At 67.4% G+C, this 10,942-nt stretch carries 11 protein-coding genes; 7 read left to right on the forward strand and 4 right to left on the reverse strand.

Features of this window, described 5'->3' with window-relative positions; translation table 11 throughout:
- The first annotated feature begins 241 nt into the window (after window positions 1-241).
- Both BDI24065_RS36940 and BDI24065_RS36945 read left to right on the forward strand, forming a co-directional pair.
- Window positions 242-1,069, forward strand: a complete 828-nt coding sequence (locus tag BDI24065_RS36940) for an alpha/beta hydrolase (protein ID WP_175035326.1) — start codon at window positions 242-244, stop codon at window positions 1,067-1,069.
- 96 nt (window positions 1,070-1,165) lie between these two features.
- Window positions 1,166-2,059, forward strand: a complete 894-nt coding sequence (locus tag BDI24065_RS36945) for a LysR family transcriptional regulator (RefSeq protein ID WP_021159618.1) — start codon at window positions 1,166-1,168, stop codon at window positions 2,057-2,059.
- A gap of 128 nt (window positions 2,060-2,187) precedes the next feature.
- Here BDI24065_RS36945 and BDI24065_RS36950 read toward each other — a convergent pair whose 3' ends face one another.
- Window positions 2,188-3,351 carry a pyridoxal phosphate-dependent aminotransferase gene (locus tag BDI24065_RS36950; RefSeq protein ID WP_175035351.1) on the reverse strand — a complete coding sequence of 388 codons (1,164 nt, stop codon included), beginning with the start codon at window positions 3,349-3,351 and terminating at the stop codon, window positions 2,188-2,190.
- Between the two features lie 58 nt (window positions 3,352-3,409).
- Here BDI24065_RS36950 and BDI24065_RS36955 point away from each other — a divergent pair, with 58 nt between their 5' ends.
- Together BDI24065_RS36955 and BDI24065_RS36960 are read left to right on the forward strand one after the other, a co-directional pair.
- Window positions 3,410-4,084, forward strand: coding sequence for a GntR family transcriptional regulator (locus BDI24065_RS36955; RefSeq protein ID WP_254609935.1), 675 nt, complete (start codon window positions 3,410-3,412; stop codon window positions 4,082-4,084).
- A gap of 33 nt (window positions 4,085-4,117) precedes the next feature.
- A complete protein-coding gene (locus BDI24065_RS36960; protein WP_175035328.1) occupies window positions 4,118-4,372 on the forward strand; it encodes a hypothetical protein in 255 nt (84 codons plus the stop codon).
- Window positions 4,373-4,533: 161 nt separating this feature from the next.
- Here BDI24065_RS36960 and BDI24065_RS36965 read toward each other — a convergent pair whose 3' ends face one another.
- The 3 genes from BDI24065_RS36965 to BDI24065_RS36975 form a co-directional block, all read right to left on the reverse strand.
- The gene (locus BDI24065_RS36965) at window positions 4,534-5,997 is read right to left on the reverse strand and encodes an MFS transporter (RefSeq protein WP_175035329.1); all 1,464 of its coding nucleotides are present in this window, start codon (window positions 5,995-5,997) and stop codon (window positions 4,534-4,536) included.
- A 382-nt stretch (window positions 5,998-6,379) separates the two neighbouring features.
- Window positions 6,380-6,994: a peptide chain release factor H gene (gene prfH / locus BDI24065_RS36970; protein ID WP_175035330.1), complete on the reverse strand. Its 615-nt coding sequence runs from the start codon at window positions 6,992-6,994 to the stop codon at window positions 6,380-6,382.
- Complete coding sequence (locus BDI24065_RS36975; protein ID WP_175035331.1) at window positions 6,988-8,136, reverse strand: RNA ligase RtcB family protein; 1,149 nt, start codon at window positions 8,134-8,136, stop codon at window positions 6,988-6,990. Before BDI24065_RS36975 ends, prfH begins: the two co-directional genes overlap by 7 nt.
- On the opposite strand from BDI24065_RS36975, the gene BDI24065_RS36980 reads away from it, so the two are divergent.
- From BDI24065_RS36980 to BDI24065_RS36990, 3 genes are all read left to right on the forward strand, one after another.
- The gene (locus BDI24065_RS36980; protein WP_175035308.1) at window positions 8,041-8,361 is read left to right on the forward strand and encodes a hypothetical protein; all 321 of its coding nucleotides are present in this window, start codon (window positions 8,041-8,043) and stop codon (window positions 8,359-8,361) included. The genes BDI24065_RS36975 and BDI24065_RS36980 overlap by 96 nt on opposite strands.
- A 508-nt stretch (window positions 8,362-8,869) precedes the next feature.
- Window positions 8,870-9,739 carry an RNA ligase family protein gene (locus tag BDI24065_RS36985; RefSeq protein WP_175035332.1) on the forward strand — a complete coding sequence of 290 codons (870 nt, stop codon included), beginning with the start codon at window positions 8,870-8,872 and terminating at the stop codon, window positions 9,737-9,739.
- A gap of 41 nt (window positions 9,740-9,780) precedes the next feature.
- Window positions 9,781-10,914 (forward strand): AAA family ATPase, encoded by a 1,134-nt coding sequence (locus tag BDI24065_RS36990; RefSeq protein ID WP_175035333.1) that lies wholly within the window; start codon window positions 9,781-9,783, stop codon window positions 10,912-10,914.
- The last annotated feature ends 28 nt before the right edge of the window (window positions 10,915-10,942 follow it).

The raw sequence follows: 10,942 nt of genomic DNA on the forward strand, positions 1-10,942 counted from the left end.
GTCGGCGCGCGGCCGTGCCGAATCGTGCGGTCGCGCATGCGGCCCGGGTCGCGTCGATGCGGCCGCATGCCGCGCCGATCTCCCGCCGAAAGCGGACAGCCGGTTTCCGCGCTCGCCGATTCCGGATAGCCGGCCCGTGCCACGCTGCGGATAATGCACGCATCGGCGACTGAGAAGCCGCCTTCGCACCGGACGCGACGCTGGCGTCCGTGCTTCCGCAACCCGACCCAGGCGATTCCCGATGACGATCCTCTATCGCGGCATGGACCGCGCGGCGCTCGACGCCGCCTATCTGAACACGAAGGTGGTAGCCGATTTCCCCGCGTTGCTGGCGTCGATGCAGGCGCGCAGCGCGGCGCTCTATGAAGGTGCGTCCGGCCGGCGCGACCTGCGTTACGGTGCGCAACCCGCACAGCGTTTCGACTGGCTGTCGTGCGGCCAGCCCGATGCGCCGCTGTTCGTGTTCATTCACGGCGGCTACTGGCAGCACTGCGCGAAAGAGGATTTCGCTTACGCGGCAAGCGGGCCGCTCGCACGCGGCTTCGACGTGATACTCGCCGAATACACGCTCGCGCCGGTCGCGACGATGACCGACATCGTCGGCGAGATCGGTGCGCTGCTCGACTACCTGGCGAACGACCCCGACGGCCTCGGTACCGCGAAGCGGCCGATCCACCTGAGCGGCCATTCGGCGGGTGGCCACCTGACGGCCGTGCATCGTGCGCATTCGGCCGTCGTCTCCGCGCTCGCGATCAGTCCGCTCGTCGATCTCGAGCCGATCTCGCTGTGCTGCCTGAACGACAAGCTGCAGCTCAGCGCGCGTGAAGTCGATGCATACAGCCCGCTGCGCCATATCGGACCCGGCGTACCGACGGTCGTTGCGGTCGGCGACGCCGAGCTGCCCGAACTCGTCCGACAGGCACGCGACTACGCGACCGCATGCGAAGCAGCCGGCGAACGGATCGTCCACGTCGGGTTGCCCGGCATGAAGCACTTCGACGTGCTCGACGATCTCGCGAAGCCGGACGGTGCGATGCTCGCCGCCTTGCAGTCGCTCGCGTCGCGCTAGACGTGCCATTTCGCGCTCACACGGCCGGGCGTATGATCGGCGTCAGGCCGCCGCGCTGACGGCAAGCGCCGGCACGGCCTTCCCAGGAACCACGACATGGTGAACCCGCTTCATTTCGATCTGCAGTCGCTGCGCGTGTTCGCGCTCGTCGCCGAGCACGGCAGCCTGACGAAAGCGGCCGAACATGGCCAGCTCACGCTGTCCGCGGTCAGCAAGCGCATCGCCGAGCTCGAAAGCGTGACGGGCAGTGCGTTGTTCGTCCGGCATGCGCGCGGTGTCGAGCTGACGCCCGCGGGACGCGCGCTGCTCGACCATGCGGCGAAGGTGATCGAGCAGGTCAACCGGATGGCGCACGAGATGAGCGACTACGTCGCCGGCGTGCGCGGCCATATCCACGTGTGGACCAACACGTCCGCGATCGTCCAGTTCCTGCCCGCCGATCTCGCCGCGTTCCTCACCGACAATCCGGGTATCAAGGTCAGCCTCGAAGAGCGGCTGAGCCACGAGATCGTCGACGCGCTCGCATCCGGCAAGGCCGATCTCGGCGTGTTCGCCGACAACGTCCCGGCTCCCGGCATCGAACGGCGGCTGTACCGGCGCGACGAACTCGTGCTGCTCGTGCCGCGCACGCACCGGTTCGCGGCACGCGACAGCATTCGCTTCGCGGATACGCTCGACGAGGATTACGTCGGGCTCAGCGACGGCAGCTCGCTGCTCGCGCGCATGACCGACGCCGCGTTCGCGGTCGAGCGTTCGCTGAAGCTGCGAATCCAGGTATCGAATTTCGACGGCGTGAGCCGGATGATCGAGGCGGGGCTCGGCATCGGCATCCTGCCGCGCGATGCGGTGACCGGCGAGCGCGCGGCGCGGCTCGGGGTCGTGAAGCTCGACGATGCGTGGGCGACGAGAACGCTGTGGGTGGGGGTGAAGGCCGGCACCGTGCTGACGACCGATATCGCGAAGCTGTTCGATTTCATGTCGGCACGGTGAGGTGGGGCGACCAGCGGCACGATTGGCCCGGCGCACCGGCCACTGATCGGCCTGCGCCATCTACACGCTGCCGGACACGGAGCCGCGAACCACACCATCCCGTCGCAGAGACATTCCCGCAGGCATCCTCACATCCCGAGCGCCGCGATGACCTTCTTGCCGAATCCCGCGAACCGGTTCACCGGTTCGTTCGCGAAGACGAACCGGATATAGGCGCTGCCGTGTTGCCGCCCCCAGCCCGTCATCGCCGTCGCGCATACGTCCCGTTCGAGTAGCCGCTCCGACATCTGTTCACCCGTGAGACCGAAATCGGACACGCGCAGCAGCATCGACCAGCCGCCTGCAGGCATGCCGAACGGCAGACCGTAAAGCTCGGCGGCAATGGCATCGCGTCGGCGCTGCAGTTCCGCGACGTAATCGGGCAGGTCGATCGTCGAGTGCTCGAGCGCGATGGCGGCGGCCTCCTGCGCGATGCCGACCGGCACGACCACGTTCGCGAGCGACACCGCAACCAGATCGGGGATGAGCGCCTCCGGCGCCACGATCCAGCCCACCCGCCAGCCGATCATCCGCAACTCCTTCGATGCCGAGCCCACCGTGATCGTGCGCTCGGCCATGCCGGGCAGCCGAGCCGGATGAACGACCTTGCGCCCGTCGAACAACAACCGCTCCATCGCGCTGTCGACGATCAGCAGCAGGTCGTGCTGCACGCACAGCCCGGCGACGAAGACCCAGTCCTCCTCGTCGAGCACCGCGCCGGAAGGCATCGACGGGGACATCAACAGCATGGCGCGCGTCTTCGGGCCACACGCGGCGGACATCGCTGCGCGATCGAGTTTCCATTCCGCGCCCGGGTGAAAGCTGAACGGGATCTGCACGGGTGCGCCGCCGGCCAGCCGCACGCGGTTGAGCAGCCCCGCATAGGTCGGGTCGGTCAGAATGACCTCGTCACCGACTTCCAGCACGGCCAGCAGGACGTTCAGAATGCCGGACAGGCCGCCCGCCGCGACGATGACATTGTCGGTCCGGTAGTCCACCCCCGTCTGCACGGTGACGTGCGCCGCCACGCAGGCGCGCAGCCGGTCCTGGCCGACGAACGGTAGATACGAATTCGCGGCATCCTCGCTCGCCGCCGCGCGCGTCCGCGCGAGGACCTCCGCGTGCGGCGGGATATCCGTATCGAGATTCTCCAGCCGGAGCACGTCGCGGCCGGAGTGGTCCGCGATCGAGCCCATGCGGTCAACGCCGATGCCGGCGATCTCCTGAAGTCGGGCGGGGCGGCGGTGGCGCATGTCAGTCTCCCGATCTGTTACTATAGATAATAGATAATCTATTCTGATGGTGGTTGAGATGAGTGGCGATGTCAAGGACGATCGCTCGATCGCGGCGCATATCGCGCAGTCGATTGCCGCCCGGATCGTTTCGGGCGAGCTGGCGCCGGACGAGCGGCTCAAGCAGGACGAGTGGGCCGACGCGTTCAGTACGAGCCATGTCCCGGTCCGCGAGGCGTTCCGTCGGCTCGAGGCACAAGGCCTGGTCATCGCGGAGCCTCGGCGTGGCGTTCGCGTGGCGCCGCTCGATGTCGAGGCGGTCGCCGAGGTCTCCCGAATGCGGGCTGCACTCGAACCGCTCGCGCTCCGGTACGCGATTCCCCGCTACACGGAAGATGACCTGGCACGCGCCGCATCCTTTCTCGAGGCCGGCGCGCCGTCAGGAGACATCGCCGCGCTCGAGCGCATCAATCGAGGCTTTCATCAGGCGATCACCACGCCGTGCGGCATGCCGCGGGTCGTCTCCGTGATCGCGGATCTGCATCAGGCCAGCGCGCGCCATCTGTTTGCCGCGTGGAAATGGCTCGACTGGCGTGCGCGCTCCGACAACGAGCATGCCGAGATATTCGATGCGGCATGCGCCGGCCGGGTCGACGAAGCCTGCGAGCGCCTGGCCGCGCACATCGCAGATGCCGGCCAGGCATTGACTGATGCATTACGACACAAGGCGATCCCGGCGGAGCCGGATGCCTGATACTTGGCCAATCGCGCAACGATGGAGATGCACATGGTGTTTTTTGCCCGCTCCCGGATCGGCGTCACCGCATTCGAAAGTCTGTGGCGCGACAACAAAGCTCACCGCCTGTGGGTGGATGCGGGCGTACTGACTGAAGAAGAGATGGCTGCGCTTCGCTCTGCGGGAATGCCCGTCACGAATTTCAAAGGCCACGCTCGCGCGGGAGACGTCCATGAAATGGCGCAAGCTGTTGCCGTCATTCAAGCGCATCATCCTGCAGAGCCGATCTGGATCGAGGCTGCGTGAAACGCCAAGCCTTGCTCTCACAAGACGTCCGCTGAACGGTTTCACTCAGCGTCGGCCGGTTGCCGTCGCCCGGGCGCGGCGGCAGTCGAGGGCCATGCACCGTTAATCCTGACCTTTCATGATGCGGGGAGCGCGTTCCCGCGCCCCGCATCGAAACACGCTCAAACCGGATTGATCTCGTCCTGACTGCGCCGCGTAGTCAACGGTCCGAGCACACGCAGCGTGACGGCAACGATGCCAAGCGCAACCGAAATCACGCCGAACATCGCACCCGCGCCATAACTGCCGAGCACCGGCAGCAACACGAACGGCAATGCACCGCTGACGATCCGCGACAACGCATAGGTACTCCCGATCGCCGTCGAACGCACACGCGCCGGGAAAATCTCCGCCTGGTACACGTGATACGCGTTGCTGAACACGTTCGACGCGCAGGTCGTCAGGAACCCGAAGCCGACGATCAGCGCGGTATTGCCCGAATACGCGAAGCACAGCCCGAACACGGCGATCGACAGGATCGACACGATCACGAGCGTGCGGCGCTCGATCCAGTTGAGCAGCGGAATCGACAGCAGCGAGCCGACCGGATAGCCGATGAACGACAGCGCGATGAACAGCGTACTGTCCGTCACGTCGAAGCCGCGGCTCTTCACGACCGCGCCGGCCAGCGTGCCGAAGCCGTAGTAGCCGAAGCCCTGGAACAGGTGAAAGATCGCGAGCATCAGGTAGCGTGCGCCGTACGGTTCACGCCGCAGCAGCGCGATACGCTCGCCGAGCCCGAGCGGCCGTTGCGGCTCGACCGGTTCCGCGAACTGCTCGGGCACGCGCACGCCGGTGCCTTCGGCGAAGCGCCGCAATGCCGCATGCGCGTCAGCGGTGCGACCCTGCGCGAGCAGCCAGCGCGGGCTCTCCGGCAGCCGGTGCTGGACGAGCAGCACGTACACGGCGCCGAGGCTGCCGATCGCGAGGATGATGCGCCAGCCGGCCACACCGCCCACCTGCAGCGGGTTCAACCACAGCGCGAGGAACCCGACGAGCGGCACCGCGACATAGGAAGTCGTATAGGCCCACGCGGCGAGCCGCCCGCGCTTTTCCTTCGGCAGGATCTCGGACAGGAAGCTGTCGGCAACCGGATAGATCGCGCCGACGCCGATGCCGGTCAGGAACCGGCACGCGACGAGCATGTCGGCATTGACGGAAAACGCGCCGACCAGCGAGAACGCGCTGTACCACGTGAGCGTCAGCAGGAACGCCTTGCGCCGGCCAATGCGGTCGGCGAGGCTGCCGAGGCACATCGCGCCGACGAACATGCCGATGAATGCCGATGCCAGCAGCAGCTTGAAATCGGTGCTCTGGCGGCTCAGCCCGTATTCGTTCTGCAACGCGGAGCCGATCGTGCTGACGAGGAAGATCTCGTACATGTCGAAGAACAGCCCGATGCCGATCACCCAGACGACGAACCGGTGCAACGCGCCGACCGGCAGGTCGTCCATGAAATCGCCGAGCGTGACGCGGCGCGCGGGGAGGGCCGACGCATCGGCGCCGACGCCGGCGGCAGCGGCCGGCGGGCGGGCGGACGCGGGTCCGCCCGCGTTGCCGCCGAGATCGAGGGAATGGCTGTTCATCGTGTCTCCTGATTATCGATACGCCGTGGCGCGAGGCCCGGCCGTTCGCGACCGGCGCAATGCACCGGATCGCACGACGTGGCGGCAGGCACCGCAAGGCCAGTGAAAGGGCCGGAAAGGCGGGCTGTACCGATCGTCCGACACATGGTGGGCAAATCCGCGGCACGTGATAATTGCGGATGCTTCAAGCGTCCTTTCCCGAGCAGAAAGGGTGCGGCACACGCGGCAGCCGGCATGCGCGCGGCAGGCCCGTGCGGCCTGCGTGGCGCGCGTGAGCACACCGATTCCGGTCGCGCTTGCGCGCAACCGGCAGACCGGGAAAACCATGAGGCCGGTTGGCTGGCCGCCGGCGCGAAAACCACCGGCGGCCAGGCGCTCGTGCTCAGTCAGCCGGCACGAACGCCGTCCCGTAAAACACGCGCACGGGGTTGCCGCGCTCCAGCGCAAAGTGCTGCATCCGCCGCTGCCGGCGCGCATCGGACGCGTGACGGTCGGCTTCCTGCTGCAGCCGCACCTGCAGCAACTGCAGCGCCAGGCGCTTGTTCGCGTGCTGGCTGCGCTCGCTTTCCACGCGCACCGACAGGCCGGTCGCGACATGGGTCGCACGAATCGCGGAACTCGTCTTGTTCACGTGCTGGCCGCCCGGACCGCGTGCGCGCATCGCTTCGAACCGCACGTCGCCATCCGGCAGCGGCTGCGCGTCGGCACAGCGCGTGACGCCGATGAACCAGTTCTTGCGCGGATGGCGCAACCGGTACGGGCTCGCGCAGATCCATTGCAGCGTGCCCGTCCAGCGGTCCGCGAGCGCCTGCGCGGCGGCGCCGTCCAGACCGAGCAGCGCCGAGCGCAGCGTGCCGGGCCGTTCGCCCGGCTGCGCATCGAGCACCGTGACGACGACATGCTGCGCATCGGCTTCCGACTGCAGGCGCCGTAACGCATTGGCAGCGGCGAGCTGGCACTCCAGCGGGCCGTGCGCCGAAGAAATCTGCATCAGCATCGGCCAGCCTCCCCGGACGTCTTGTAGGTCAGCACCGGCGCGAGCCGCGCCAGCTTGCGCAGCAGGCCGGCCGCCTCGAGCGCGTCGACGACGCTGTCGATCGGCTTGTACGCCTGCGGCGCTTCCTCGTACAGCAGTTCGCGATCCTCGCAGATCACGTGGCTGCCGAGCGGCGTGCGCGTGAGCTGCGACGGCGTGAAGCGCCGTTCGAGGCGCCCCTTGCAGTCGCCGCGCGCCCACTTGCGGCCCGCACCGTGCGCCAGCGATGCCAGGCTGGCCGCATCGTCGGGCCGCACCGGCGCGACGAGGTAGCTGTAGTCGCCGCGCGACCCGGGAATGACGACCGGCCCCGCGTCGGCCGGCGTCGCGCCTTTGCGATGCAGCCAGCCCGGCTCGCCGTCGACGGTCGCGCGGCTGACCAGGTTGTGGTTCACGTCGAGCACGCACCGGCCGTCGGTGCGCCAGCGCGCCAGCATGCGTCGTGCGATCAGGTCGCGGTTTGCGACCGCGTAGCGCAACGCCGCATCGTGACGCGCGAGGTACGCCGTGCAGGCGGCAGCCGTGTCGTCGAGGCCGTTGTAGCCGTGCTCGCGCATGTGCTGCTCGAGGATCGACTGGCCGAAGCCGCGCGACCCGCTATGCACGAGCAGCAGCAGGCGATCGGGATCGAGACCGAGCGTCTCGACGGCATCGGTGTCGTACACCGCGTCGATCCGCTGCGCTTCCGCGAAATGATTGCCGCTGCCGATCGTGCCGAGCGACGCCGCGAACGCGTGATCCGCGAACCCGGCGGCCGCAACGAGCGGCTGCCAGCTTGCATCGGGCGTGGCGTCGATCGAGCCGAGCCGGCTCGCGAGCTTCGACGCGCTGACGCGCCGCGCATCGAGCGCGGTTTGCCACAGCGCTATTCCGCAGCCGATATCGCCGCCGATCAGCGCCGGATACAGCTGGCCCGTCGAGAAAAACGCGGCGCCCACCGGGTAGCCGCGTCCGGGGTGAAGATCGGGCATGCCGGCGACGCGCCGCATGCCGGGGAGGGTGGCAGCATGTTCGAGCTGCCGGATGGCCTCACCTTCGATCCAGGTGGTGGCGCAAGCGCACAACGTGATGCGCTCGCCCAGGTATTGCATGGAATTGCCCATGGAGGTTTCCGTTCGATGAAAAAGGAGAACGGCGGGCCATGGCGCAGGCAGCGCAACCATGCGCTGCCCGACATCGGAAGTCGGGAAGAGGGCGGCACGACCGGATCGGAACGACCCGGCTCATCGCCGCGATGGCGATGCGTGGTGCTGCTTGGCGTGAACGATGAAACGAACGGACGCGAAAAACCCGAACTACGACCCGCGACGGGAGGAGTGCTGGCGTGACGTCATGATTTTCTTCTCCTTGCGAGTGAGGGGTTGATCGGAATGGCGGCGACTCTAGCATGCACGCGACGGGCGCAGCAAGCGGGTCGCGCGGCGTTGCGCATCGAATCGCCACCCGATGTGGCGAAAAACATACACATAGGAATCCAGATCATTTCCTCGTCGATGGCGTGCAAGACGCGCTGCAGCAGGCATGCGACGGTTGCAGACAACCGCACCGGATGTACCCAACCACGCTTGACAGCGCAAAAGCCGTTTCGTAGCATCCGCCTGCTTCATCCCTGAACCCTCATCGAACCGGTGATCCAAGTGCCCGCAAACATTCGTCCCTTCGCCTGATACGCCGACGACTGCCGTCCCGGCTGCGTGTCGTCCTGCCCGTTTCCGTCTGCCTTGCTGCGCCGGAACACCGACTGCAGGCACGCGCCCGGACCCGCACTGACACCGCAACGCACACCCCATCGTTCGTTCACGTCGTCGGCTTTTTCCCTGTTTCCGGAGAAAGACCATGACGCTGGATTTTCGCGCCTACGCGCAATCGCTCGACCTCGCCCGCTACCCGCGCACGCCGCACCTCGAAGGCTCACGCCTGCAGGACGGCGACGAAGGTCACGACCACGTTCCCTATCGCACCCTCGCGGGCGCCCGTCTCGTCGTCGAGGAAAAGCTCGACGGTGCGAACACGGGCATCAGCTTCAGCCCGGCGGGCGAACTGCTGCTGCAGTCGCGCGGCCACTATCTGGCCGGCGGCGGCCGCGAGCGGCAGTTCGGTTTCGTGAAGACCTGGGCCGCCGCCCATGCGGGCTGGCTGCTCGACCGCCTTGGCGATCGCTACGTGATGTACGGCGAGACGATGAGCAAGAAGCACGCGGTGTTCTACGACGCGCTGCCGCATCACTTCTTCGAATTCGACGTGTTCGACCGCGCGACGGGCCGCTTCCTGTCGACGCCTGCGCGTCGCGTGCTGCTCGCCGACGGGCCCGTGCTGTCGGTGCCCGTGCTGTACGAAGGCATCGCGCCGGCACGGCTGGCGGACCTGAAGGCGCTGCTCGGCCCGTCACTCGCGAAGACGCCGGACTGGCGTCGTGCGTTCGAGGAAACGGTGCGACGGCAGGGGGTCGATCTCACGCGTGCATGGCAGCAGTGCGACAAGTCGGAGCGCTCCGAAGGGCTCTACGTGAAGGTCGAGACGGATGACACGACGACCGCGCGCCTGAAGTGGGTGCGCCACGATTTCGTGCAGGCCATTCTCGAATCGGCGCGCCACCACTCGGAGCAACCGTTCATCCCGAACCTGCTCGCGCCGGATGTCGACCTGTATGCGCCGCGCCCGACGGTAACGTGGGGATCGCGCCCCGCTGCGCACCCGGACCAATGAATGCGGAACGGCCGTGCGCCGTTTCGAGAGGAGTCTTGATCATGAAGTACGAACACCTGCAGGCACTCGTGCCTGCACCCGGCCGGCAGCCGGACTATCGCGCGTGTCTGGCGGCGTTTCCCGCGCTCGAGCATGCGAAATCGACCCCGCAGGAGCCCGCGCACCACGCCGAAGGCGACGTGTGGACGCATACGATGATGGTGATCGATGCACTGCTCGCGCTGCCCGAGTACCAGGCCGCGTCGCGCGCGGATCAGGAGATCGTGTTCCTGGCAGCGCTGCTGCACGACATCGCCAAGTACAGCACGACGGTCGTCGATCCCGTCACCGGTGCGATCGGCCATCCCGGCCACTCGCGCAAGGGCGCGATCGATGCACGGATCGCGCTGTGGGATGCCGGCGTGCCGTTCGCGGTGCGCGAAGCGATCTGCCGGATGATCGCCGCGCATCAGGTGCCGTTCTTCGCGATGAGCGGGTCGCGCCGTGGCACACCCGAGTTCATCGCACGCGAGCTGTCGTGGCAGGTCAGCCTGCCGCTGCTGTGCCTGCTCGCCGAAGCCGATATGCGCGGGCGCATCTGCAACGACACGCAGCGCGTGCTCGACAACATCGAACTGTTGCGCGAACTGGCGCGGGAAGAGGGCTGCTACGGCCAGCCGCGTGCGTTCGCCGATGCGCACACGGCGCTCAGCTACTTTCGCGGCGCGGACGTGCATCCCGACTATCCGCTGTTTCGCACGGCGGGCTCGCGGGTCGTCGTGATGTCGGGCCTGCCTGCGTCAGGCAAGAACACGTGGGTTGCGCGGCATCATCCGGGTCTGCCGGTCGTGTCGTTCGACGATGCGCGCGATGCATTGGGCCTGCGTCATGGGCAGAACGAGGGCGCCGTCGCGCACCATGCGGTCGACGCCGCGAAGGCGCTGTTGCGCGCGCAAAAACCGTTCGTGTGGAATGCGACGAACCTGTCGCCGCTGATGCGCAAGAAGACGCTCGACCTGCTGTATGCGTACGATGCCGACGTGACGCTCGTCTACCTCGAACAGCCGCGCGCGGAACTGTTGCGTCGCAACGCGCGACGCGACACGTCGCTGACGAACCGCGCGCTCGAGGCGATGCTGCTGCGTTGGGATCTGCCGCTGCCGACCGAAGCGCACGCGGTGCGGTACGAAGCCTGATGCGACAACGTCACGACACGAGCCGGCA

The organism is Burkholderia lata, assembly GCF_902499025.1.
GTDB lineage: Bacteria > Pseudomonadota > Gammaproteobacteria > Burkholderiales > Burkholderiaceae > Burkholderia > Burkholderia lata_C.

Coding starts and splice junctions, on each gene's coding strand:
- BDI24065_RS36940 (WP_175035326.1), top strand. CDS start 242: ATGACGATCCTCTATCGCGGCATGGACCGCGCGGCGCTCGACGCCGCC.
- BDI24065_RS36945 (WP_021159618.1), top strand. CDS start 1,166: ATGGTGAACCCGCTTCATTTCGATCTGCAGTCGCTGCGCGTGTTCGCG.
- BDI24065_RS36950 (WP_175035351.1), bottom strand. CDS start 3,351: ATGCGCCACCGCCGCCCCGCCCGACTTCAGGAGATCGCCGGCATCGGC.
- BDI24065_RS36955 (WP_254609935.1), top strand. CDS start 3,410: ATGAGTGGCGATGTCAAGGACGATCGCTCGATCGCGGCGCATATCGCG.
- BDI24065_RS36960 (WP_175035328.1), top strand. CDS start 4,118: ATGGTGTTTTTTGCCCGCTCCCGGATCGGCGTCACCGCATTCGAAAGT.
- BDI24065_RS36965 (WP_175035329.1), bottom strand. CDS start 5,997: ATGAACAGCCATTCCCTCGATCTCGGCGGCAACGCGGGCGGACCCGCG.
- prfH (WP_175035330.1), bottom strand. CDS start 6,994: ATGCTGATGCAGATTTCTTCGGCGCACGGCCCGCTGGAGTGCCAGCTC.
- BDI24065_RS36980 (WP_175035308.1), top strand. CDS start 8,041: ATGTTCGAGCTGCCGGATGGCCTCACCTTCGATCCAGGTGGTGGCGCA.
- BDI24065_RS36975 (WP_175035331.1), bottom strand. CDS start 8,136: ATGGGCAATTCCATGCAATACCTGGGCGAGCGCATCACGTTGTGCGCT.
- BDI24065_RS36985 (WP_175035332.1), top strand. CDS start 8,870: ATGACGCTGGATTTTCGCGCCTACGCGCAATCGCTCGACCTCGCCCGC.
- BDI24065_RS36990 (WP_175035333.1), top strand. CDS start 9,781: ATGAAGTACGAACACCTGCAGGCACTCGTGCCTGCACCCGGCCGGCAG.